Annotated in this window: 25 protein-coding genes; 5 read left to right on the top strand and 20 right to left on the bottom strand. The window is 41.2% G+C overall.

All coding sequences use genetic code 11. The features are described 5' to 3' along the window. Positions 1-56 precede the first annotated feature (56 nt). The 6 genes from PAARA_RS05820 to PAARA_RS05795 form a co-directional block, all read right to left on the bottom strand. Positions 57-1,064: an isocitrate dehydrogenase gene (locus PAARA_RS05820; protein ID WP_062568108.1), complete on the bottom strand. Its 1,008-nt coding sequence runs from the start codon at positions 1,062-1,064 to the stop codon at positions 57-59. 215 nt (positions 1,065-1,279) lie between these two features. Further along, positions 1,280-2,977, bottom strand: a complete 1,698-nt coding sequence (locus PAARA_RS05815) for a hypothetical protein (protein WP_062568107.1) — start codon at positions 2,975-2,977, stop codon at positions 1,280-1,282. A 6-nt stretch (positions 2,978-2,983) separates the two neighbouring features. Next, positions 2,984-3,367 (bottom strand): DUF3192 domain-containing protein, encoded by a 384-nt coding sequence (locus PAARA_RS05810; RefSeq protein WP_062568106.1) that lies wholly within the window; start codon positions 3,365-3,367, stop codon positions 2,984-2,986. Between the two features lie 70 nt (positions 3,368-3,437). Beyond that, positions 3,438-4,211, bottom strand: a complete 774-nt coding sequence (xni, locus tag PAARA_RS05805; RefSeq protein WP_062568105.1) for a flap endonuclease Xni — start codon at positions 4,209-4,211, stop codon at positions 3,438-3,440. A 12-nt stretch (positions 4,212-4,223) separates the two neighbouring features. Next, entirely contained in the window at positions 4,224-5,567 is a 1,344-nt protein-coding gene (ppnN, locus tag PAARA_RS05800; RefSeq protein ID WP_062568104.1) for a nucleotide 5'-monophosphate nucleosidase PpnN, read from the bottom strand. A 135-nt stretch (positions 5,568-5,702) separates the two neighbouring features. Then, the gene (locus tag PAARA_RS05795) at positions 5,703-7,238 is read right to left on the bottom strand and encodes a GGDEF domain-containing protein (RefSeq protein WP_338053560.1); all 1,536 of its coding nucleotides are present in this window, start codon (positions 7,236-7,238) and stop codon (positions 5,703-5,705) included. 202 nt (positions 7,239-7,440) lie between these two features. Between PAARA_RS05795 and PAARA_RS05790 the strand changes: the two genes are divergently transcribed. Beyond that, positions 7,441-9,222 (top strand): M61 family metallopeptidase, encoded by a 1,782-nt coding sequence (locus PAARA_RS05790; RefSeq protein WP_062568103.1) that lies wholly within the window; start codon positions 7,441-7,443, stop codon positions 9,220-9,222. 15 nt (positions 9,223-9,237) lie between these two features. Here PAARA_RS05790 and PAARA_RS05785 read toward each other — a convergent pair whose 3' ends face one another. The 3 genes from PAARA_RS05785 to PAARA_RS05775 form a co-directional block, all read right to left on the bottom strand. Further along, positions 9,238-10,032 carry a glycosyltransferase family 25 protein gene (locus tag PAARA_RS05785; RefSeq protein ID WP_062568102.1) on the bottom strand — a complete coding sequence of 265 codons (795 nt, stop codon included), beginning with the start codon at positions 10,030-10,032 and terminating at the stop codon, positions 9,238-9,240. Positions 10,033-10,096: 64 nt separating this feature from the next. Then, positions 10,097-10,282: a DUF1289 domain-containing protein gene (locus tag PAARA_RS05780; protein WP_062568101.1), complete on the bottom strand. Its 186-nt coding sequence runs from the start codon at positions 10,280-10,282 to the stop codon at positions 10,097-10,099. Positions 10,283-10,344: 62 nt separating this feature from the next. Beyond that, complete coding sequence (locus PAARA_RS05775; protein ID WP_062568100.1) at positions 10,345-10,857, bottom strand: hypothetical protein; 513 nt, start codon at positions 10,855-10,857, stop codon at positions 10,345-10,347. Between the two features lie 202 nt (positions 10,858-11,059). Here PAARA_RS05775 and PAARA_RS05770 point away from each other — a divergent pair, with 202 nt between their 5' ends. Then, entirely contained in the window at positions 11,060-11,344 is a 285-nt protein-coding gene (locus PAARA_RS05770; RefSeq protein ID WP_062568099.1) for a hypothetical protein, read from the top strand. Beyond that, entirely contained in the window at positions 11,337-11,741 is a 405-nt protein-coding gene (locus PAARA_RS05765) for a hypothetical protein (RefSeq protein ID WP_062568098.1), read from the top strand. Before PAARA_RS05770 ends, PAARA_RS05765 begins: the two co-directional genes overlap by 8 nt. Positions 11,742-11,803: 62 nt before the next feature. Here PAARA_RS05765 and PAARA_RS05760 read toward each other — a convergent pair whose 3' ends face one another. Further along, positions 11,804-12,541: a DUF4097 family beta strand repeat-containing protein gene (locus tag PAARA_RS05760; protein ID WP_062568097.1), complete on the bottom strand. Its 738-nt coding sequence runs from the start codon at positions 12,539-12,541 to the stop codon at positions 11,804-11,806. 216 nt (positions 12,542-12,757) lie between these two features. Here PAARA_RS05760 and PAARA_RS05755 point away from each other — a divergent pair, with 216 nt between their 5' ends. Next, a complete protein-coding gene (locus PAARA_RS05755) occupies positions 12,758-14,137 on the top strand; it encodes a serine hydrolase domain-containing protein (protein WP_157066168.1) in 1,380 nt (459 codons plus the stop codon). Positions 14,138-14,180: 43 nt separating this feature from the next. Here PAARA_RS05755 and hisIE read toward each other — a convergent pair whose 3' ends face one another. Genes hisIE through hisG form a run of 8 tightly spaced genes read right to left on the bottom strand, consistent with a single transcriptional unit; the run spans position 14,181 to position 21,248 of the window. Beyond that, on the bottom strand, positions 14,181-14,795 hold the full coding sequence (gene hisIE / locus PAARA_RS05750; protein ID WP_062568095.1) for a bifunctional phosphoribosyl-AMP cyclohydrolase/phosphoribosyl-ATP diphosphatase HisIE: 615 nt from the start codon (positions 14,793-14,795) through the stop codon (positions 14,181-14,183). Further along, positions 14,786-15,565, bottom strand: a complete 780-nt coding sequence (gene hisF, locus PAARA_RS05745) for an imidazole glycerol phosphate synthase subunit HisF (protein WP_062568094.1) — start codon at positions 15,563-15,565, stop codon at positions 14,786-14,788. The genes hisIE and hisF overlap by 10 nt, the downstream gene beginning before the upstream one ends. Further along, positions 15,547-16,281, bottom strand: a complete 735-nt coding sequence (locus PAARA_RS05740; RefSeq protein ID WP_062568093.1) for a 1-(5-phosphoribosyl)-5-[(5-phosphoribosylamino)methylideneamino] imidazole-4-carboxamide isomerase — start codon at positions 16,279-16,281, stop codon at positions 15,547-15,549. Before PAARA_RS05740 ends, hisF begins: the two co-directional genes overlap by 19 nt. A 27-nt stretch (positions 16,282-16,308) precedes the next feature. Further along, a complete protein-coding gene (hisH, locus tag PAARA_RS05735) occupies positions 16,309-16,899 on the bottom strand; it encodes an imidazole glycerol phosphate synthase subunit HisH (RefSeq protein WP_062568092.1) in 591 nt (196 codons plus the stop codon). Next, complete coding sequence (gene hisB, locus PAARA_RS05730) at positions 16,896-17,957, bottom strand: bifunctional histidinol-phosphatase/imidazoleglycerol-phosphate dehydratase HisB (RefSeq protein WP_062568091.1); 1,062 nt, start codon at positions 17,955-17,957, stop codon at positions 16,896-16,898. The genes hisH and hisB overlap by 4 nt, the downstream gene beginning before the upstream one ends. Further along, a complete protein-coding gene (gene hisC, locus PAARA_RS05725; protein WP_062568090.1) occupies positions 17,954-19,051 on the bottom strand; it encodes a histidinol-phosphate transaminase in 1,098 nt (365 codons plus the stop codon). The genes hisB and hisC overlap by 4 nt, the downstream gene beginning before the upstream one ends. After that, positions 19,041-20,342 (bottom strand): histidinol dehydrogenase, encoded by a 1,302-nt coding sequence (gene hisD, locus PAARA_RS05720; protein WP_062568089.1) that lies wholly within the window; start codon positions 20,340-20,342, stop codon positions 19,041-19,043. The genes hisC and hisD overlap by 11 nt, the downstream gene beginning before the upstream one ends. A 6-nt stretch (positions 20,343-20,348) precedes the next feature. Next, positions 20,349-21,248: an ATP phosphoribosyltransferase gene (hisG, locus tag PAARA_RS05715; RefSeq protein WP_054563881.1), complete on the bottom strand. Its 900-nt coding sequence runs from the start codon at positions 21,246-21,248 to the stop codon at positions 20,349-20,351. 356 nt (positions 21,249-21,604) lie between these two features. Between hisG and PAARA_RS05710 the strand changes: the two genes are divergently transcribed. After that, a complete protein-coding gene (locus PAARA_RS05710) occupies positions 21,605-21,838 on the top strand; it encodes a hypothetical protein (RefSeq protein ID WP_062568088.1) in 234 nt (77 codons plus the stop codon). Positions 21,839-21,956: 118 nt separating this feature from the next. Here the strand turns inward: PAARA_RS05710 and PAARA_RS05705 are convergent, their stop codons facing one another. Both PAARA_RS05705 and PAARA_RS05700 read right to left on the bottom strand, forming a co-directional pair. Further along, the gene (locus tag PAARA_RS05705; RefSeq protein WP_062568087.1) at positions 21,957-23,240 is read right to left on the bottom strand and encodes a cation:proton antiporter; all 1,284 of its coding nucleotides are present in this window, start codon (positions 23,238-23,240) and stop codon (positions 21,957-21,959) included. Between the two features lie 226 nt (positions 23,241-23,466). Beyond that, the gene (locus PAARA_RS05700) at positions 23,467-24,546 is read right to left on the bottom strand and encodes a mechanosensitive ion channel family protein (protein WP_083515263.1); all 1,080 of its coding nucleotides are present in this window, start codon (positions 24,544-24,546) and stop codon (positions 23,467-23,469) included. Between the last annotated feature and the right edge of the window lie 121 nt (positions 24,547-24,667).

Genomic DNA, 24,667 nt, shown 5'->3' with positions numbered 1-24,667 from the left:
CCATAAAAAAAGCCAGTCGAATGACTGGCTTCTTAAAAATTAGTTTGAGACTAAAATTATAGGCGGTCGATTACTGCTTGAGTGAAATCAGTTGTACCATGGCTACCACCTAGGTCGCGTGTAGTACGGTCACCTGTCTTAATAACGTCTGCTACAGCGTTACGAATACGCTCAGCTGTTTCACCCATTTCAAGGTGCTCTAGCATTTGAATTGACGCTAAGATAACTGAAGTTGGGTTAGCAAGGTTCTTACCTGCGATATCAGGAGCACTACCGTGAACAGCTTCAAAGATAGCTGCATCTTCACCGATGTTTGCACCTGGTGCCATACCTAAACCACCAACAAGACCAGCACATAGGTCAGATAGAATGTCACCGAACAAGTTCGTTGTAACAATTACATCAAACTCGTCTGGCGTCATTACTAGCTTCATACATGTTGCATCAACGATCATCTCAGTTGATTCGATTTGCGGGTAACGCTCAGCGACTTCACGTGCAACTTTTAAGAATAAACCAGACGTTGATTTAAGGATGTTAGCTTTGTGTACTGCTGTTACTTTTTTACGGCCTTCGCGTACTGCTAATTCGTATGCAAAAGTAACGATTTTTTCTGCACCTTCACGTGTGATTTTCGACATCGCTTCAGCTTCGTTACCGTCTTCAGATACAACTTGACCAAGACCTGAGTACATACCTTGTGTGTTTTCGCGAACAGTGATGATATCGATATCATCGTAACGAGCTTTCGTACCTGCAAAAGATTTAACTGGACGTACGTTTGCGTATAGGCCAAACTTTTTACGTAATGTAACGTTGATAGATGTGAAACCTTCACCCACTGGTGTAGTTAAAGGACCTTTTAAAGTGATCTTGTTACGCGCAATCGTATCAATGGTTTCTTGCGGAAGTAACTCACCAGTTTTTTCTAGGGCAGCAAGGCCAGCATCAACGAATTCATAATCAAAATCGCAACCTGCAGCTTTAAGGATCTCAAGTGCTGAATCAATAATGCTAGGACCAATGCCGTCGCCTTTGATCACTGTGATGGTTTGTTTAGCCATTTACTTTTCCTATTTATGAGTAGATATACACGTAAATATATCGCGAAATTGAGCACGACTTTACTTGTTAGAAACTTACGTGGATGTGTTTGAAAATTTAAGCGGCTTTTATAGCAATTTATTCAGCTTTTTGCCAGTTTATCCTGTGAATACTGACTATAAATAGGCGAAAGTTCATAATTATTTAACGATCTTGCACGTTTTAACAACACAATCTAAAAATTATCGGCAAACTCACAGGTTTCTAGATATGAATAAAAATCCGCTTTTGATTGCCAGCCAACTAGATTGAGGCTTTGTGCCATGATTTGTTCTTGCCAACTGCTGAAAACCGCGTTGGGTTGAAAAACATAGTAAGCGAATAATTTTATCGCAATCCAGTGTTTTTCCTCACTACCTAATTGTTGCTTTTCCTTTTGCTCACTGTTAAGTAAGTATCCAGTCCATGGGTTATCACCGAGTAATTGCATAAGGTATTCACTAAGTGGTATTTGATCAATTGCACTTACGCCAAATAAACAAGCTAAAGGGGCACTAACATTGTTTAATTCTGCTGGTTCAAATAATGTTTTTCGGGATAAAGCCGTAGCATGCTTTTCACACAAGAATACACAGTACGCGTATAAGGGCAGGGTAACTTGTTCAAATTGTTGAATAGTTGAGTGCTTAAAAAAAGCTTGAATAATAACAGCAATATTTTCTAGTCGCTTAACTAGATGCTGTTCTAATGGGTGTGAAATGGTTGCGACTAAACGCTGAAAAAGTACTTTTTGAATAATAGCAGGGGCATTGTCGTAGCCCACCATTGATAAACAATGGCGTAAGTCTTTAGCACGTTGATGCTCTTTGTTATAGGGTTTAACGGCTAAAGTTAATTGCAAAATGAGCTCTGGAAATGGACTCAGTAACTTATTAAGAGCGCTAAAACAGTATTCTTTCGATATTTTTAATTGGCTAATGAGATTGAGGTATTTTTGTCGCTGAGATTTAGCAATGTCTTCAGGGTGCGCAAAATTTATATTGTCGCTGAACCAAACTGTATAGAGTAAGCGGTTATCATCACATGCTCGTTGTTTCTCAAACGTGCTAAGCGTTGCTTTCACTCTATGCCAACGCACCTTTTCAGGGCGAGAAACATCGACAAGTATATGCCGTGCACGATCATCCGTTGCTAAATAAACGAGTGACTGCTCGGCATAATTTACTTCACTGGCAGGTAGGTATGAGCCGGTGTGAGCAATAAAGCTTTTAATCGCTTTTTGAGCAAATTCATTTGGGGTTCGTAAGTAAATGTCAGCCAGTGCTTTGTGTAAACTAATGTGCTCGCCTGTTTGACGATAAGTTATATTCATCGCAATGATATTAGCGAGGGCAACAAGGGTCGTCGCACCATCGTAAATCATTGTTTTTGGCGCACTCAGTAAGGCTTGTTTGTATTTATTAAGGCGTGCAAGTATATGCTGCACACTTAATGTCATAGGCCCAGAGGCATGCAATAACTTTACTGCGAGCTGATGGCGACATTGCCACAGTTTTTTATCTTGTGTGGTGAGAGTCTGTGCACACGCTAACTTATTACTTTGTGATTGCACACATAAATAATTAGCCAAGCAGGTTGCAATAATTTGTTCGCTGATTGCTTGGTTGTAGTTAAGGGCTCGACATAACACACAGGCGAGTACACATTGGTTAACGACTAAATTAGTTGTATAACCATGATCTGGAACATATAAGCTTAGTTGCGCTTGCAGGCCTTTAGGACAAGCTTGATAAATGAGGTAGTAACGTTCAGCAAGGTTAGTTAATAGAGGGTATATCTGTGGCCATTTGTTTTTGTGATGATAAAGCTTTAATAGTTGGTGAGTGCTATCAAACAAACGCGCTAATTCTCGTGGCGTGACTGGATCCATCATAGCGTGTTAGCCTTCTTGTTGATAGCTTTCATAGGCACTGGGGCCCCATAAAACAAGTTGACCGTTTTTAAATAATAGACCTGTACACTCATCAATTGTTGTAATGCCATCAGATTTAACATGTTGCGTGCGATAAAAAACAATTTGCCATACAACATCTTCTGCTCGTTTCGCATAGGTTAGGTCTGGACTACCTAAATAATCAAGTACGGCATTAAGGTTTTCAGGTTTATCGATTGAAAGCTTGGCAATATAACGTTTATTGAACGCTTCACGATCTTGCCAAATCATTGCTTGAGGATCATCTTTATAAAAAGTGATAACTAGGGCCGCTATAAGTGCGTAAACACCCAATCCTAGTATCAGATATTGGAAAACCTTTTTAAACATGTGTCACTCTTCAATACGAACGCTGCTTTCAGTATACGATCAGTTGCTTTACAGTGCTAATGGATTGCGACTAATTGAGCCTTAACTGCTTTAAACTAAAGCCTAAGTTTATATCTGTTCGCAAGGTAACCAAGTTTTTGGAAATGACAAACAAATCCATCTCGGCAATGAGCTTTCGCTTTAAAGTCGCGTTAAGCGTTTTATCGTCTATGGCATCATCAATCACATTATATTGATTTATCAATTGTTGTGCTGATTTGTTGCCAATACCTTTAACGCCTGGGATATCATTGGTTTTATCACCTGCTAAAGCCCAAAAATCAATTAGCCTGTGCTGTGGCACTGAAAAACGCTTATGAATATCATCTTGGCTGATAAAGTGTTTTTTAAAGTAGTCAAAAACGCTTATGTATTCAGATAAAAATGGTAAAAACCCTTTATCAGTTGAAACGATGGTTGAGGGCACTTTATTTGAGGCGGCCTTGTAGGCGAGAGTCGCAATAATGTCATCTGCTTCGTCGTTATCAGGGGAGAAAACAACAATGCCAGTGTGTTCTATCGCTTGCTTAAATAATGCAAGGTTCTTCTTAAGTAAATCAGGCATTGGAGCCCGAGAAGATTTGTAATCTTTAAAGTAGTGATAGCGCCAGCTTCTGTCACCATCAAACACAGCAACGCCATGGGTGGCGTTACATTGCGCACGTAACTTTTTGCAAGCATGAGCCACACGGGCACAACTTGCTTTGATCATATGCTCTTCACTATGGTGACTTTGATTACTATCAACAGCATAGATGCGCCTGATTAGATTAAGCGCATCGATTAAAAGTAACTGGGTGCTCACACAGTCTCCTTGTTACGCTTTAATCTCATAACAAGGAATATACTTGCTGCCAGGGAGTTTCATTCGACCTTGTGCAACAAAGGCTGCAAGCAACTTATCCATGTCGGTCATTAATGTAGGCTCACCGCTGAGTATAAATCGACCATGTTGTTTTATGGCTTGGATACCTTCATCTTTAACGTTACCTGCCACAATACCCGAAAAGGCACGGCGTAAGTTTGCTGCTAATTGTTGTGTAGGTTGATTTAAATGTAAGTCCAAACTGGCCATGTTTTCGTGTGTTGGAACAAAAGGCTGCTGGAAATCATTATCAATTTTCAATGTCCAATTGAAGTAGTAGGCATCACCTTGGCTCTTACGGTAATCGCGAACTTCGGCCATTTGGGTTTTTAGCGATTTACCGACACGGGCAGGGTCATCAATAATGACTTCGAACTTTTCAAGAGCGACTTTACCGAGTGTTTTCTCAACAAACTTGCAAAGCTCGATAAAGTAATTTTCACTCTCTTTAGGGCCCGTGAGTATCACAGGTAAACGTTGTTTTTCGTTATCAGGATGGAGCAAAATACCCAGCAAATACAATAGCTCTTCAGCTGTTCCTGCACCGCCAGGGAAAATAATAATGCCATGTGCCGTTCTTACAAAAGCTTCTAGGCGCTTTTCGATATCGGGTAAAATAACTAATTCATTTACAATCGGGTTCGGTGGCTCAGCAGCAATAATGCTAGGTTCTGTTAACCCTAAATAACGGTTATCTGAAATACGTTGTTTAGCATGCCCGATAGTTGCCCCTTTCATTGGCCCTTTCATTGCGCCAGGGCCACAACCAGTACAAATGTTTAAACCACGTAGGCCAAGCTCATAACCCACCTGCTTGGTGTATTTATATTCAACTTCGTTAATTGAATGACCGCCCCAGCAAACAATCATACTAGGATCACTGTTGACGCGGAGCGCACCCGCATTTCTTAGCATGTCAAACACCATATGCGTGATGGCTTTTTGTTCGGTCAGGTTTTTTTCATATTTTTGGCAGATAAACAAAATATCGCGGATAACTGAGAAAATATGTTCATGAATACCGGTGATAATTTCGCCATCGACAAACGCCGATTCAGGAGGGTTTTCAAGTTCTATTTTAATACCACGTTCACGGCTTAGAAGGCGAATATCAAAATCTTCAAATTTATCGTATATCTCAGAGCTTGAGTCGGTATGACTGCCCACATTTAGGACGGCAAGCACACAGTTTCTAAAAAGTTTATAACGCTCGCTGGTGGATGATTGTTCGAGTAAGTCTACTTCTAGTTGTGATAATAAATCCAGTACGCCTGTAGGATTCAATTGTTTTAACATAAGCACTCTCCTAGCTCATCTATGAGCCTATATCATTGTGTATGTACAAGACTTAAACTAATACCTTTCGCAATAATACTTAATCATTTTGAGGGGTAGGTTGCCCAATTAATTAAGTAAATTGGTATAATTCATTTATCGACTGACGCACACTCTATTACGCCCTTCGTTCTTGGCACTATAGAGTGCATCGTCAGCACGGTCGAATGCGATAATAGGTGTGTCACCTTTTTTAAGTTGTGTAGCACCAATTGAAATGGTTATTTCAACTTGAGTATCTTTAAATTTAAATGGAATGGCTTGAATCGTTTTACGCAGTTTTTCAAGCGGTAATGATGCATTTTCAAGAGACACTCCTGTCATTAACATGACAAACTCTTCACCGCCATAACGGGCAATAAAGTCAGATTTACGAATTGATTTTTGCAAAGCTTTAGCAATAACTTGCAAGGTTTTATCGCCTGCACTATGACCATATTTATCATTAATTGATTTAAAATGGTCGACATCAATCACAACCAAAGTCAGGTCGGATTCATGGGCATCAAATAAATGAAATTCATGATTAAAGCGCTCATCAAATGCAGCGCGGTTAGGTAACTTAGTCAACCCATCAAGCAAGCTTTTGAACCTTTGTTCATTCAAACGCTGCTTGTAAGTGGTCAGTTTAGATTCTAAATGACCAATTCGACTATTTATATCGTTGAAACTAGCTAATAAGTTTTCACGTTCAGAGTGTTCAAGCTTTTCTTTTGCAATTAAGTCATCACTTAGTGATTTTAGCTCTTCTTCTACCAACTCTTTAAGCACTGAAATAGATGTCGCATCTTGTGTTTTTTTATGTAAGTTTTTAATTTTACTTTCTATTTGCTTATTGAGCGTTTCATATTCAGCACTGAGTGATTCTGAGTGCTTGCTGGTTGATACAATCGAGTGATGTAGGTCTTCGATTGTTTGGTTTAATGAGATTAAAAAGCTTTGCGCAGATTGGCGCTCTTTGCTCATATTACGTGTAATGATAGTGATAATATCGATTGCTGTATCTAGCAGATCATCAACACTGTCATTGTAGGTAATTTTGTTTTTTATACTCTTTATTTGTTCAGCGCTTTCATCTTCTAGCACAAGGTCATTAGCAAGTAGCATTAATTGCTTGGCAAGTTCTGGCTTTATGAGTGCCTCAGCTTCATTTGCTGTGGAGAGTTTCGCTTGCAATGCTTGATGGTAGATTACAATCAACTTTGAAAGTAATGGAACAAAGTCATGATTTGACTGGATATTATTTAATTCATGATCGAGTAAATGACGAAGTGTTCTGCGCGCATCGTCTGGTAAACCTTTTACTTTTTGAAGTTGCTTACCGGCATCAAGGACAGTGTCGTTCAACTCGCGTTGTAGCGCCATTTGTTTCGTTTCTTGATTTTTTAACAGCCCAAGAATATCGTTGATGAAGGGTTCGAGTAGCTGAAAGTCTACCCCTTTTCTTAATGCATTACGGTATTTGGCAAGACGGTTGTCTAGTTCAATGTCTAGCCCTTTACAGCTGAGCGATAATTTTGCCGCAAACTGTGAGAGCAATTCAACTTGATGCTTACGAGCGTCTTCGACGACCATGCGTGCGTCGATCGCTTGTTTTAACTTTTTATTAAGAACATCATGCTGCTGTTGCACCGAGTAATACCGCCATTTAGATTCAAATTTCAATACCCTAAGTTTACAACAAATTAATGCGAAATGTAGGCGCGAAGTCAAAAACTTAGCGAATTTGTTTATCAAGCTTATTGCATTGGGACTTTATCGGTTTTTAATTCACATTTTTTTACTCAGTTGGTAGGCTAGCTTGTAATTTTGATACTAAGAAAAAAGAGTTATTATGAAAAAGTTGTTGGCCATGTCAATATTAGCGGCGTGCTCAAGCAGTGCATTTGCTGATGTTAATTATTCACTGTCTATTACTGAACCTGAACACCATTTAGGTAATGTGCGTGTTGAGTTTCCTGAAACTGCACAAGCACATTTGGATATTAAACTTCCCGCTTGGCGGACAGGTCGTTACGAAATTTTAAATCTTGCCAATGGCGTACGCTTTTTCGATGCAAAAGATGATGACGGTAAAGCGTTAAAGTGGGAAAAAATTGACCACAGCACTTGGCGTGTTCACCTAAATGAGCCAACGCAAGTAAATGTTGATTACCAAGTCTATGCCAATGAGCTTGGTAAGCGTGCTCGTCACATTGATGATAGCCATGCATTTATTGATGCCTCGGGCTTCTTCATGTTCAGTGAATCATTTCGCCAAGACCCTGTTACTGTGAATCTAAACGTACCAAAAGCGTGGCGTTCAGTGTCAGGTATGGAAAATGCGGGTTCTAAACATAGCTTCAAAGCCGCTGATTACGACATCTTAGTAGATTCGCCAATTGAAAGTGGTATCAATGAGCTACACAAGTTCACTGTTGATGGTCGTGAATACGAACTCGTTATTTGGGGTGATGGCAACTACGACGTAGACCAAATGCTAACCGATCTTAAAAAGCTAGTGGCAACTGGCAATGTTATTTGGGATAGCTACCCGTATGAACGTTATGTATTTATGGTACATGCCACATCAGGTGCAGGCGGTGCAACAGAGCATTTAAACTCAACCATTATCCAGCGTCCACGTGACCGTTTTGGTTCTCGTAAAGATTACCTCGCGTTTATTAGCACTGCTGCCCACGAATTTATTCATACGTGGAATGTTAAAGCGTATCGTCCAAAGGGGATTGCCCCTTATGATTACACAAATATTAACTACACGAAAACATTGTGGATAGCAGAAGGCTCAACCAGCTACTTTGAAGATCACTTAATGGTGCGCTCGGGTATTGAAACAACCGATGAGTTTTTTGATACCCTAACTAAAACGATTAATCGTCACTTACAAACACCGGGTCGCGAAGTACAAAGCGCAACCGAAACCAGTTTTGATAAGTGGATCAACCAAGGCGGCGACCACGCTCGCAACTACAGCACTAATATCTATCTAGAAGGGTCATTGATTTCAATGGCGCTTGATATTGATTTACTTGAAAAAAGCGATGGCAAAATTAGCTACCGTGATGTTCACCGTGCACTTTACAACAAGCACCGTTTACCAGATGGTTTTACACCAGATGATGTTAAAGCGATTTTAAAAGAGCTTACAGGTCGCGATTACAGCGCTTGGTGGCAAGCGAATGTGGATGAACCAGCAGCTATCGACTTCGATGCATTGCTTGAAAAAGTCGGTTTAGGTTTAATTCGCCCTGAAGGGGCAAAATCAGTACCGAGTATTGATTCGTTCGCTAAAAACAGTGGTGAGTTACTTACCTTGACTCACGTTCGCCGTGGTGGTGCTGCTTGGCAAGCGGGTTTAACGACAGATGACAAAATTGTTGCATTCAACAAAAAGCATGTTGGTAAAGATTTAACAGCTAGCCTTGAAACATTTAAAGCAGGCGACACCGTGACTGTTGATTTCATTAGACGTGATGCCCTGCAAAGCACGACGCTGACACTGAGCGAAGACTTTGATAAAGAGAAAAAGGTAAAAGCATTAAAAGATGCAACACCCGCTCAAATGGCATTGTTTAAAGCATGGATGGGTGTTGATCACCCAAACCAAGAAAAATAACAGCCAATTTAATGTTTAATGATTTTTGACTGGTAAGAGAGGAGCTGCGGCTCCTTTCTTTTTGTTTGGTGTTTGCTGCGCTTTCACAAACTGCTTAGTGTACTTTGTGTTTAATAATGCACTGTGGAGTTGCTGCTTTTTACGTCGCCAAAATGACTTTTTAACTTTGTCTGATCTATCCCTAATATCGCTTTGTGAATTTTCAGGTTGCGATACCGGGTAGGGCAGCAAAGAGTAACCATAAACGCCTGTTTCCCAAACGTGCTGTAAATCGCAATCAACGGGACGGCCAAATGTGGCAGTGGCTTTTAACAGCGCTTTTGCACTGGCCAAGCTAACAGCTGTTGCACAGCAGCCAGACATCAGCTTTTTATGAATGACTAAATGCTGCTCATCAGCTAGGGGTTTGGTAAAAGCAATGTCGCGCTGACGGTCTTTGTAAGCAGCCAATTTTATTAACTGCCAAGGCTGCTGTAACCTATTAATGTTTTCAATTGCACTGTGAATGGAGCGGTCAAGAACAAAGTCATCTTCTAAAATAATAGCGTAGTCGAGTTGTCTATCGACTATTGTTTGCCATGCTTTTCGGTGGCTCAGGTAACAACCAATTTCACCTTTACTCAATGGCTTATGGTATTTTTTTAGGTTTAAATCAGCACTATAGTGCTTAGCTATCTCTGTATCAGACAGCTCTCTTCCATCAATTGCATCAAGGCGTTCAAATGCCAAATTTTGTGCATTTAGCTCATGGCTAACACGGTTTAATCGTTCAGTAGAGCTTGCTAAATTAATTACAAAAATAGCGGTCATGATAATCACCTAAATAGCCGTTTAAAGCAGGCTAGCAATCGTCAATGACGCTTGAATGTCAGTACTATTTATTTTTTATGTCAGGGCGAGGGGTATTTAAAATTGTTTGTTTTTCTTGCTCGGATAAAATGATCCAATCAAAAATTTCATCATTGCTGCGACCACAGCCTGTACAATAGCCATTAAGGCGATGACATTGGCCGATGCAATCTGTTTTGAATTGGCTGGTTGGTTTTTTTGAATTTGTCATAGTGATGAGAAGGCTATTGTCTATTAGCCTTCAAGGGTATTTTATTAGCCTTCAAGGGTATTTTATTTGCCTTCAACGGGTTTACCAATTTCAAGAGTGGTAGACCAAGGCTGTTTACGTGATAAGGTTTTACCCGAATGAATTGAGATAACAGGGTTGTTTTCGTCAAGCACAAAGGTCGTGCGCAACGATTCAGCTGACTCTTTTTGTGTTTGATGCCAATTATTACCAGCTAAACACGCTTGAGTAAAATTAACCGCACGAGTGTGATCGGCCACAGCTTGCTGCTGTTGCTCATAGTTGCCTACACAGCGGTAGGTGACATTGTCTTTATCAAGCGCGGTAATTTGACAGTTATCAGCAATAAGGTTGTATTTTGCTGTCCATGTTTCCATGTATTTAGTGTTTACACGGCTACGTTTTAAGCCTTCAAAGCGGTTGTCGTAAGCACCTAATAGGGCGTTAATTTTCTCGCAAGGGGTTAAGTTATCAATGGCAGCTTGTTGTTCAGTTGTCAGTCCCGTACAACCTGTTAAAACAAGGCTGGTTAGTAAAGCGGCGAGTGGCTTTTTCATATCAGGCTATCCTTTTAAATAGCAGTTCCTTAAACGTTTTATAAAGGATACCTAAGCCCTTGTAAAAATGCTATGAAAGACATAAAAATATTAGTTTTGAATTAATTAGGCTTGATCTAATACACAGATATTTACTTTTTCACTAACGTGTATAGAATTGCCGCCTATTGCTGGACGCATACTTTCAAACTAAAGGAATTAGATGAAGTACTTATATACCCTCACGATATTGATCCAAACCTTTGCAATTATCATTTTATATCAAGATCCGAACTATCAGACATTAGCACTGATTTTTGCTCCAGCTATCCTGTTATCTTTATTTGGGGGGTTGTATTTTATTTTTAAAAATAAATGGTTAGCTTACACAGGAATGCTAGGTTGTGTTGTTTTTGTGCCTATTGGCGCACTCGGGGTTTTTGCTTTGAGAAGTGAGATGGATAATGAAATTAAACGTGATTTCTTAAGGAGTTTACGTAGTGAGTGAATATGATGCTACAGCCGAGCCGCTTGAAACATTTGGCGTTGCTGATAAACATAAAAACATTTTGTTATATATGGGCATTGCCGCATTGGTAATAGGACTACTTATTGTGCCACATTTAATCGGCATGGGTATTTTTATGATAGCCATATTTTTCTTTCATAGTAAGTTAGAGGCAGTGAGGTTTTATAAAGACTACTCAGAGGTCAAGTTAGCTATTGCAAGACCAAGGTGGTTTATCAAAAACAAAGATATAAACTCCGCTGAAATAATAAAAGATTTTTTGCACTTAGAAGTTGCGGCAAAGGAAAAAACGATCACGCGTAAGATCCCGCTGAAAATATTTGCTGAGGATGACCGGAAAAAGATAATTAGCCACTATAAAAAATTGGCGGGATAGAATAAATAGTAAGCGCGGTGCTGCAAATTAGCACCGCTTTTTAAAGTAATAGTAATACAGCGCTAAATCTTCGTTTTACCAGTAATATTAGTTACTTTTACTGAGCCAGAACCATCAGTTAATAACTCAAAGTTTGCCGCATTATCAACGCGGATGCTACCAGAGCCATCTGAAACGACTACATCACCCGAAATATCATTTAAATCAATTCCACCCGAACCATCGTGTACTTCGATATTGCCTTGAGCTTTTACAACATCAATATTGCCTGAGCCGTCATGAATTTTAATATCACCGCTGATATTACGCGCATCTATGCTGCCTGAACCGTCATTGATTTCTAATCTGCCTGCAATGTCATTCGCTGTAATTGAACCAGAACCATCGTTGATCACTGTATCAGCGACTTTGCTAATAATAATCTCACCAGAGCCATCATGCACATCGACATTAAATGAGCGAGGGATCGCAACGGTTAAGTCAATGCGAGTTTGCTTGTTGGTTTGATATTCACATTGACCTGCACTAAGCGCAGCACTCTTATCTTTAGCTTCAAGCGTTAGGCAATATTCATCATGAGGCTTTTCTTGATAAATCTCGGCTTTAACGCTCACTTCATCACCGTCAGTGCCGGTAATGTGTAAAAAACCAGAGCCAGCTTGTACTTTTAATGCGGTTAATGATGCTGCATCAAGGGTGAGGTTTTTAGTTGTTTGCAAAGGCATTTCACCCCAAGCAAATGTGTGTGCTGACAATAAACCTGCAGCAATTAGCGAGAGTGTTTTTACTGTACTTAACATGGTTCTTCCCTTTCATATGTATGGTGTTATTAGCTTAGTCGCAGGTGCTGGTATAAAAGGTTTAAACAATTTAAAAACTTTTTAAAAAATAATTCTGCTTTGTTTATTTTGTTAGTATCCAGCTTCTTATCGTTAAAAGCGTTAATACTGCCGTAAAAATATATCATTATTTTTTTCTTTTGCTAATTTAAACTTTTTGGCCTCCAAGGAGTAATAATGAAAAAAATAACCTTCCTAAGTGCTTTGCTGTGCACCAGCTTTTTTGTTTGTAGTGAAGAAACAGAAACAACCTTAAACGCGTACGCTGCTGGGTACGTCGCCAATTTTTCCTGTAGTGCCACGTTTAATGCTGGCAAAACGACTGAGCAAATCGTTACAGATGAACTTACGGGGATTTATCCTTTAATCGCAGCCACGGTAAAAACACTGCAAGCGAACATTGATACCGAGCATAAGCGAGTCACTGTTGATTATGATAAAGATAAGCAGCGCATATCCGTGTGGCGTCCTCGTTTAGGCTGTGTTGATTTGCCGGTAGGGGCTAGCCTAGAATCTGCATCACTTGTGCAAGCGCCGTTTAAAGAAAACTTAGCTTACCAAAAGGATGAGGGTAAGCCTTGGCAAACGCTAAATGGTGTTAATAAAGCAACGGGCAATGAGGCGCTTGATGGGGTTATTGCTCAGGCTTTTACACGTCATTATGGCGAAGGAGCACGTACTTCAGCAATATTAATAGCGAGCCCTCAGGCGATTTTAGCAGAGCAATATAAGGCAGGTTTTACCCCAGAAACTGCTCAGCGTACTTGGTCCGTTGCAAAAAGTATTGGCGCGAGCATCATTGGTGTGGCGGTAGAGCAAAAACGACTTGATGTTACTAAGCCAGCAGGACTTAAAAATTGGTCTCATCCGCTTGACCCACGAGGTGAAATTACCTTGGAAAACTTGCTTCATATGGCATCAGGCTTAGACAGTAATAAAGCGGGTAACCGGACGGATCGTGTGTATATGGGGGGCGGTTTAGTGTCTGATACTGCAACGCATACTGCGCTTGAAGTAAAGCCTGGCAGCCGCTGGAAATATGCCAATAACGACACCATGTTAGCGCTACGGACCTTACGAGAAACGTTCAACGATGAGGCGAGTTACTTACGTTATCCGTATGAAAACTTACTCGATAAAATTGGTATGCAGCATACTTTTTTAGAATCTGACTGGCAAAGTGATTTTATTTTGTCATCGCAAGTGTGGACGACCTCACGAGATCTTGCTCGTTTAGGACTATTACATCTAAATAATGGTCGTTGGCAAGGTGAGCAAATATTACCAAAAGATTGGTTAAGTTATATTAGTAAACCAGCCCCTGCTCAGCCCCCAGAAACTGCACCTGGATACGGCGCGCAGTGGTGGCTTTATAACGAGCGCTTCCCAGAACTACCAAACGATACCATCGCAGCGCGAGGCAACCGTGGTCAATATTTGGTGATTATTCCAAGTGAGCAGCTAGTTATTGTTAGGCGAGGGTATGATCTTGCGGGTCTTAAAGGCTTTAATGAACATGACTTTACCCGTGATGTTTTAAAAGCACTTAGGCAATAAGATTTAAGATGCACCTGAAAAGGTGCATCTTAATGTACTTCATTTACTTATGACGGCCTTGTAAGCAGCTCACCACATCGGCCAATGATAAGCCTTGGCGCTGTAATAACACGGTTAAGTGATACAGTAAGTCTGCCGATTCATTGGTTAATTCATCGTTATCATGTTTCATGGCTGCAAGGGCAACTTCGACACCTTCTTCACCCACTTTTTGACAGCTACGGCTTAAATCTTTTGCAAATAAAGACGCAGTATAGCTCTTGCTTGGATCATCGTTTTTACGCGAGACAATCACTTGTTCAAGCTCGCCCAAAAACGATAAGCTAGGTTTTGCATCATTGCCAAAACAGCTTTGTGTACCCAAGTGACATGTTGGGCCAAGTGGGTTTGCTAGCACTAATAGTGAGTCGTAATCACAGTCGGTGTGCACAGAAACTACTTCAAGGTAGTTTTCTGATGTTTCGCCTTTGGTCCATAAACGCTCTTTAGAACGCGAGTAAAAAGTTACTTTTTGTTTGTCGAAAGTGGCAGCTAATGCGTCTTGATTCATAAAGCCTTGCATTAAAATAACCCCAGTGCGTGCGTCTTGCACGATAGCTGGGATCAATTCGCTTTTGGCAAAATCGACTTGAGTAAGAGTGTCTTTGGTTAATTGCATAGTCTTGCCGCTACATTATTATCGATTAAAAATTGTTTTAGTTCGCCAATATCAATGACGTTCTTGTGAAATACGCTGGCAGCGAGCGCACCATCAACGTGGCTTTGCCCAAATACATCAACAAAGTCTTGCATTGTCCCTGCACCACCTGAAGCAATCAGTGGAATATCGCACAGTGCACGCATTTTTGATAGCTGAACATTGTCGTAGCCTTTACGAACGCCATCTTGGTTCATGCAATTAAGGACGATTTCGCCAGCACCTAGGTCTTGCACGCGCTTAACCCATTCTTCGGTTTTGTAGCGAGTACGGCTTGTTGCATTTGGGTCGCCAGTTAACTGGTACACCAAATACTCACCAGTTTTTTCATCATAAAAACTATCAATACCCACAACTACGCATTGTTTACCGAACTCATCGTGTAACTCTTTGATTAGCTCTGGGCGAGCGATAGCTGGGCTATTAATACTGATTTTATCTGCACCACGTTCTAAAACACGAGCGGCATCGGCAACAGATTTAATGCCGCCCGCCACACAAAATGGAATATCAATATGGCGCGCAATGTTCTCTACCCAATTAACATCAAGTAGGCGTTTTTCGACGCTGGCACTGATTTCATAAAAAACTAGTTCATCCGCACCGGCATCGCTGTAAGTCTTGGCAAGCGTTAAAATATCACCAACCACTTCATGGCCTTTAAATTTAATGCCTTTAACGACTTGGCCATCTTTTACATCTAAACAAGGGATTATGCGTTTTGATAACATGCTAACGCCTCCTCAACATTAAAGGCACCATCAAGTAATGATTTACCTAAGATAACACCGCCAACGCCCAGTTTTTTCAGCTTAGCAATATCATCGAGTGAACTTACACCGCCTGATGCTTGAACTTTAATCTCGCTGTTGTGGTTGGTTAAATCTTCATAAAGTGCAAATGAAGGGCCGGTCATGGTGCCGTCTTTACTGATATCAGTACACAGAAAATCAACCACACCCAGTGCCACGTAAAAATCAACAAGTTCGAACAAACCAAACTCAGATTCACTTAACCAACCATGTGTTGCTGGCGCCCAGCCGTTGTCAGTTTTATTAACATCCAGTGCGATAACAAAGTGAGAGCTGCCAAACTTTTCAATCCATGCTTGTACTTGCTCGCGCTTTTCAACGGCCATTGAGCCAATTACGACTTGATTAGCTCCGGCTTCAAGCCAGTCAGCAACATCTTGCTCAGAGCGAATACCGCCGCCCACTTGATAAGGCACATTAAGCGCTTTAGTTGCGGCTTGAATATGCTGCCACTGTTTTTTATTTGGATCGCGCGCGCCTTCTAAATCAACTAGGTGCAGTTTGCCTGCGCCGCTGTTTGCGTACTCTTGTAAGCGTGCGCCAAGTTCGTAAGGGTAAAATTGTGCGGTATCATACTTACCTTGGTATAAGCGCACAATTTGGTTTTGTAATACATCGAGTGCTGGAATAATCACGTTTATTTCTCTTATTTTTTGCTGCGCTTACAGCTGCCAATCTAAAAAGTTTTGTAAAAGTCGCGTGCCTACTTTGGCGCTTCGTTCTGGGTGGAACTGCATGCCTGCGTAGTTATCTTTGGCAACAATTGCTGAAAAAGCTTGCCCGTATTCACCGCTAACAAGGGTGGCATCGTTCACTGTATGAGCAAAGCTATGCACAAAGTACACTTGATCTTGCGCTGATAACCCCTTAGTAAGGGCATGCTCTTTTAACACGCTTAGGTCGTTCCAGCCCATGTGCGGTGAAGTTAATTCACCTACATCTAAGTGCTTAACAATACCTGGAATTTTACCAAGGCAATCAACGTTGCCTTCTTCTGTGCTGTCGCAAAGTAATTGCATGCCTAAACAAATGCCCATCAGCGGGCGCTGATATTCATCAATTGCTTGCTGCCAGCCACCGTCTTTTAGGCGTTTTATGGCAACAGAAGCATGACCTACTCCGGGTAAAATCGCACGTTCAAAGCCTTTTAGTTGCTCAGGGGAGGTGATCACCTCTGGTGTTTCACCTAAGCGTTCAAAGGCAAAACGAACAGAGTTAATATTCGCACAACCGGTATTAATTATAGCAATCATAAACACCCCTTAGAGCTGGCAGTTTGTTGCGAAGCATCTTTTGCAATCGCAGCGCGAAGTGCTCTTGCAAACGCTTTAAATAGGCCTTCAACTTGGTGATGACAGTTACCATCGCTAACCGACAAAATTAGGCTCATGGCGGCATTATCACTCAAACTTTTAAAGAAGTGCTCAACCATTTGTACGTCTAAGTCGCCCACTTGTTCACGGCTAAAATCAGCATTTAATACAAACGAGGCGCGGCCTGATAAGTCAATTTGCGCTTCAGCTTTACATTCATCCATAGGGAGTGCAAAACCATAGCGACCAATTTGCGTTTTTGTACCTAGTGCTTGTTTAAGGGCAAGGCCAAGTGCAATGCCGATATCTTCAACAAGGTGGTGTTCGTCAATATGTAAGTCGCCAGTGGCTTGAATATTAAGTCCGATATTGGCGTGTGTGCGAATTTGATCAAGCATGTGATCGAAAAAGCCAAGGCCTGTGCTAATTTCGCCATTTTTTGTTTGGTCTAAATTAACTTGCACATCGATTTGTGTTTCTTTGGTGTTGCGAGTGACACGACCTTCACGGTTCGCAGTTGTCAACTTGGTAACAATGGCATCCCAGCTGCCGTCATACAAAATGCCTTCACAACATAAGTTATTGGCAAGTCCGATGTCAGTTTGGCGGTCGCCAATCACAAAAGAGCGCGCTAAATCGACTTTACCTGAGCGCATCAGCTCAGTAAGTAAGCCGGTTTTTGGTTTACGGCAGTCACAATTTTGCTCATCAAAGTGAGGGCAAATCAGAACTTCATCAAATTTAATCCCTTGGCTGTTTAAGATATCCATCATCTTGTCTTGAGCAATATCAAAATCAGCGGTAGGGAAGCTATCTGTGCCTAAACCATCTTGGTTTGAAACCATCACCAGGCGGTAACCTGCCGCTTGAAGTTGTAATAGAGCAGGGATCACATTCGGCAAAAATACTAATTTCTCGAGGCTATCAACCTGTTTGTCGGTGATAGGCTCTTCGATAATCGTGCCATCGCGGTCAATAAATAAATACGGGTTACTCATGATAATTCCTGTTCTACTGTTTTGCTGGTCAGTGATAAACCATCTAACCATACTTTTACTTGTTCTAGTTCTTGCTCGTTACCGATAGAAATTCGTAACCAATCATTTTCGCCATATAAGGTGAAGGCACGCATCACGAGCCCTTGCTCAAGTGCGATATTAAATGATTGTTTGTCTTTTAATTTTAAGGTGACAAAGTTACCTTCACCGCTCAGTACTTTGATAACGGCAGGTGATTGCTCAAGCCAGCTTTTTAGTTTGGCTTTTAAGCTATTTAGAATTGTCACCTGACGGCGCATTGAAGCGATGTTGTCACTACTTAATGCATCTGCGGCAATGCTCGCAACCACCGTTGATACAGGATAAGGCGCAATCACTTTACGAATAGGCGCAAGCAGCTCACTGTTGGCTAAGGTGAAGCCTGTTCTTAAGCCTGCAAGTGCAAATGCTTTTGATAAGGTTCTTAGTACCACAAGGTTACTAAACTCGTTGATCAGGCTTGCCGCAGTTTGCTCTGGGCAAAATTCTATATAAGCTTCATCCACCACGACAATCGCTTTACCCGCAAGTTGTTGGGTGACTTTTCTGATTTTGTCTTGGCTTGTCATGCTGCCGGTTGGGTTATTTGGATTACAAATAAATACCAGTTTTGAGTCAGCAACCGCAGTGACAATCTCATCAACCGTGCCTTTTAATAACAGCTCTTGAGTTAAACCGTTAATTGCAATGTTGTGGGTATCAGCGGTCACTTTGTACATGCCGTAAGTTGGCAAAAAGAGTGCAATGCTATCTTTAGCAGGGCTACAAAAAGTACGTACTAATAGTTCGATACCTTCGTCAGCGCCGCGAGTCATTAGTACTTGCTCAGGCTCTAAATTAGCATAGCAAGCGTAACGAGTGATCACTTGCTGAGGCTGCGGATCTGGGTAGCGATTTAAATCTGCTAAATTGATATTTGGCGTACGTGAATACGGGCTTTCATTGGCATTTAACCACGTTGTGCCTGTCAGCTTTTCACTTTTCGCCGAACTGTAGGCTGTAAGCGCTGCAATGTTATCTGGCAACAGTGTCGTTATTTTTGAATTATCGCTCATTGTTCATAGCCTCAAGACGAATTGAAACAGCATTCGCGTGAGCATCAAGCCCTTCTGCTGCAGCTAAAGGTAAAATTGCTTTAGATAATTCACGTAAGCCATTTTTGCTGATGGTTTGTACTGTGTAAGTTCTAAAGAAGTCCAGTAAGTTTAAGCTCGAATAGGTCGCACTGTAACCATACGTTGGTAGTACGTGGTTCGTGCCAGATGCATAGTCACCGGCAGACTCCGGAGTGTAATCACCGACAAATACTGAGCCGGCATTTTTTACTAAGCTTAAATAAGGTTGCGCATCAGCAAGTTGTAGAATAAGGTGCTCAGGACCATATTGTGCAGACACTGCAAAGGCTTGCTCAACCGAGTCCACTAATATCAAGCTTGAGTTTGCAAGCGCTTGCTCGGCAGTGTCTTTACGACTTAACTTTGCTAGCTGCTCAGTTAATGCTTGCTGTGTTTTTTCAATGATGCGTTCGCTATTACACAGTAAAATAACCTGTGAATCTGCACCGTGCTCTGCTTGCGATAATAAATCTGCCGCAATAAACTCTGGATTTGCACGCTCATCAGCAATCACTAACACTTCAGAGGGGCCAGCAGGCATATCAATCGCCATGCCCGGAATAGTTTGCGCAACGAGTTGTTTTGCCATGGTGACAAAACTATTTCCTGGGCCAAAAATCTTGTTCACTTTAGGCACTGACTCTGTGCCGTATGCCATTGCTGCAATGGCACCTGCGCCGCCGCTTTCTACAATAGTTTTAATACCACATAGTTTTGCTGCATATAAAATGGCAGGGTTGATTGTTTCGTCTGCTTTTACAGGTGTAGTAAGCACAACGGTTTGTGCACCGCTTAACTGTGCAAGCACCCCTTGCATGATCACTGACGATGGCAATGGTGCACTGCCACCTGGCACGTAAATACCCACCGCTTCAATGGCTTGATATTTAAGTTCACACAATACGCCAGGTTGCGTGGTTAACTTAATGTCTTTAGGTAATTGTGCTTGGTGAAAGCGTTTTACATTGGCATAGGCCGTTTCGATGGCGGCTTTTAACTCGTTTGATAATAACTGCTCAGCTTGATTAATTTCTTCAATTGGCACTAATAAGCGAGGTGTTTCGCGCTTATCAAACTCTTTTGCCATCTTTAATAACGCTGCGTCACCGTCTGTTTTGACTGCATTTAAGATGTCGATGCAAATTGCTTCAACCTCTTTACTGGCAGTAACAGCAGGGCGGGTAAGTACCGCCTGCTGTGCTTGTTGATTTTCCTCATTCCAGCGAAACATGGATAATTACTCCATCATTTTTTCAATTGGCATAACAAGAATTGAGTTGGCACCCAGTGCTTTTAACTGTTCCATTGTTTCCCAGAATAGAGTTTCGCTGCTAACCATGTGCAACGCAACATAATCGTCGCTACCTGCAAGCGATAGTAAAGTTGGTTGGCCAGTACCCGGTAGTAAGTCACACACTTCATCAAGCTTTGCTTTTGGTGCGTGTAGCATGATGTATTTACTTTCTTTAGCTTGACGAACACCACGTAAACGCGGCATTAGCGTATTGATTAAATCAAGCTTACTTTGATCAGTGAGGTCTTTATTCTGAATTAAACATGCATTTGATTCTAAGATGGTGTCGCCTTGCATTAAGCCGTTTGCTTCTAACGTTGCACCAGTAGACACTAAATCACAAATAGCATCAGCAAGACCTGCACGCGGTGCGACTTCAACAGAGCCCGTTAACATGACTGTGCTTGCGTTAATGCCTTCGCGTTTTAGATATTGGCTTAAGATTTCTGGGTAAGTAGTGGCAATGCGTTTACCTTCGAACCAGCTTTTATCTTGCGGGCCAAGTTCTTGTGGCCATGCAAGTGCTAGGCGGCAGTAACCAAAATCAAGTTTAGAAAGTTTATTTACTTCAAATGCCACGCCTTGGCGTTCGCGTTCGGCTTGTACTTCAACAAGTACGTTTTCACCAACGATACCTAAGTCACACACACCGTCCATGACAAGACCCGGAATATCGTCATCGCGTACACGAAGCACATCAATTGGCATGTTGGTAGAGTGGGCAATTAAACGTTGTTCACGAAGGTTTAATTTAACACCAAGTTGCTTTAGTAACTCTTGGCAGTCTTTTGATAAGCGACCGCCTTTTTGGATGGCGATTCGTAAACGATTGGTATTGCTCATTATTCATTTTCCTTTAATTCAAAAACTAAAAACCCCGAGGGAACCTCAGGGCGAAAATAAATAATTTGGTTGATTGCTCGCCAGAGGTTCCTTTTAGGAATAACCTCTCAGCGAAAAACCTGACAGGCTATTCCGATGAATGATGGTGATGATGGATAGTTGTCAGATTGAAGCGCATAATTTTTCCTGTGTTGCACTCGTTTGTATAAACCAGTGCGTAAATCTGTTTAAATAAGTTACGTATATAGATAAACATGCTTTGCTAATCTTTGGCAAGCATTTTTTTGCGAAATTAAAGTATATCTTATAACGGTCGATATATAATGGATAGGTAGCAGGTACAGCTGGAGGCACATATGGATATCATGATCCCCTTTTTAGGGCGTATAACTCGCCTACAACTTGAAAGTAAAGGCGCGTTTCATATTGCTGGGGTAAAAGATGCGAACGTGCAGCGAATTGAGCTTGAAAAGCGACAAAAAAGAGAGATTGAGTTACGAAAAAAAACAGCCCAAAAAGCGGATAAAAATAATAAAAACACCACCGAAGAAGATGAAGAAGGCAATCAGCATCTTGATACGTGGGCATAGCGAATTTTTCTCGTCTGCGGTCTTATTTAGTAACTAAAAAGTTAGCTGCTGGTGGTTGTATGTGCAAGAAACGTAAAAAAGGCTCGATAAACGAGCCTTTATGGTTTTAAAGCAATGTTTAAGACTTTGCCTGTGCTGATTGAATACTACTTTGAATCAGCGGTGAAATTGTTAAGCCTTGTACGATAATCGAAAAGATTACCACCACATAGGTGACAATTACAATTAAATTGTGCAAGTCAGAGCCAGCAATCATCACCTGATCACGTGGAATAGCTGCGGCCATCGCCAACGCTAAACCACCCCTCAAGCCCCCCCAAGTGAGGATTTTCACCGAGTGCTTGTCGTATTGACGGTATTTTTTAAAGAACACAAACGGTGCACCCACACTTACAAAGCGCGCCAATAGCACCACAGGTACCATAAGTAAACCAAGGCCAATCTCTTCAAGTGTGATAGGCATGGTGACAATGAGCATACCGATGATCAGAAACAGCAAGGCATTTAAAAAGCTATCGGTGGCATGCCAGAAGTCTTTTACGTAGCGAGTATCTTCAGGACCCGTGCGCTCTGTGGCTTTTGAGCGAGTGATATTACCAAGTAAAATACCACTGGTTACCATCGCCAGTGCGCCCGAGATTTCCCAAATATTTGCAGCAGCAAAGCCAGCGGTTGGAATGGTGAGCGTTAATAACAAGCGAATATTCACATCGCGGCTATTAATAATTAAAAAATGTCCAACTAAAGCAATCACTAAACCAAATGCAATGCCACCTATAGCATCGACTAAGAATAGCTCAGCAATGTCGGTAAAATTAGCTTCGGTACCATAAAATGCAACTGAAAATATGGTAGTGAAAATCACCAAGCCAATACCATCATTAAACAAAGACTCACCTTCAACTTGCACAGAAATACCTTCTGGGGCTCGCATTTGTTTAATAATGGCTAATACAGCAATTGGGTCGGTTGGGCTGATTAATGCACCAAATAATAAGCAGTAAATAAATGGCACTGGCCAGCCAACAAAAGCAAATAAGTAGTAACTTAAGTAGCCAACAATGACCGTGGAGGTAATGGTTGAAAATAGCACTAATGCGGTTATTTCCCAACGTTGTTTACGAAGGGCTGCTAAGTTGATTTCAAGTGCACCTGCGAACAGTAAAAACCCGAGCATGCCTTTTAATAGCAACTGATTAAAGTTGATACTAGAGACTATTTGGGTCATTTCGAGGGCGGTGCTATCACCGAGCATTTTAACGGCAAGTATAAGCAGTAAAGAAATAACAACAGAGCCTGTTGTTATAGCAATTGTGGTTTGCATTTTGAGGATATATTGGTTAGCAAAAGCAATAAAAATAGCTAATGCTGAAAGAAAACAAATGAGGTACCAAGCATTCATTGTTTGACCTTAAATATTTGTATAACAAGACGCAGAAAGTTGTCACTTTCTGGCCGCATATGGTACGCCTCTATCTCATGTATGTCACAGTGTTTATGCGATTTTTATGATATTTTAGAGTAAAAATTCAGGTGGCTGATTGCAATTGTATAATTGCTGTTAAAAATGTCTCAAAAGAGACAAAATAAACCTGACTAGAAGTGCGCTGAGGATTAGTTTAGTTAGGTCAATCCGCTTTTTTTAATTGTGCCGATTCCTGACTCGTATTAATAGCCCTTATCGGATAAGGGATTACAATTCCTTCTTCAGCGTAACGCGTGTGCAGTGCCTTAATAAACGCAGATTTTACCCAAAATCGATTGAAGTATTCTTTTGCTCTTAGCATCACGGTAAAATTGATGCTTGATTGATCGAAGGTATGAAATACCACAAATGTATCATAGTCAGCTACGCCCCATTTGTGACTTTTTAAAACCTGCCTTGCTACATCCAGTGTCACTTGTTCAACTTTTTCTAGATCTGAGCCATAATGAACACCCACTTCAACAGCTACACTGAGCTCTTTTTCGGGGTAAAAGTAATTAATGATGCGTGATTTAGACAGCTGACTGTTGGGGATGACTATCATGTTATTTGGCAACATTTTTACCCAAGTTGAGCGCCAACCAATTTTCTCGACAAAGCCTTGGTCGCCACTTTCAAGCTCTATAAAGTCACCCACCCGAATCGGTTTATCAATCACCAATTGAACGCCAGAGAAGAAGTTTTCAAGTGTAGGCTGCAAAGCGAGTGCAACAGCAAGAGACGTAATACCGAGTGATGCAATAATAGGTGTGATTGATATACCCAAAGTACCCATTAAAACCAGCTGGCCAACACATACAATCACACAGCGTATGAGTCCTTTAATAATGCTATGGCTATTCGATATCATTGCGGAACGCGCACTATAATAATCAACTGTGCCAAATAAAAAATGATCTAGAAACAGTACAAACGCAATAATGCATATTGTTTTAGCAGTGGCTGAAATAGGCAGGGGGTGTTTTGTCATAAATCCGGTGATGCTTAATAACTGCCCAAATATGATCACAAGCACCATCATTGTGCACAAGGTAAGCGGAGTAATAAGTGAGTCAACAAGTAGTGAGTCGAATACAAAGTCTGTTCGTCTAGTCCACTTCTTTAAACAGTAAACAATTAAAAACCTTATTATATACAAGATAATAGCAGCTAGGGTAGTGCCACCAATTATTAGCAACCATGGTTTGTTTACCCATTCGCTCTGCGACAGCTCGCTAAACATAGTTAATCCTATAAGCTAAAGTCTTTGTCGACGTTGCAATTTATGTACCCAGCTTTAAAGTGCTCAACGGACAGGAGATGAATGGGGAGCTAATTAAACAACGCTAAGAAATAATCAATAA

The sequence above is a fragment of the Pseudoalteromonas arabiensis genome (assembly GCF_001550155.1).
GTDB classification, from domain to species: Bacteria; Pseudomonadota; Gammaproteobacteria; order Enterobacterales; family Alteromonadaceae; genus Pseudoalteromonas; species Pseudoalteromonas arabiensis.
Note: the sequence above shows the minus strand (reverse complement) of the source record. Positions and strands in the feature narration are given on the sequence as shown.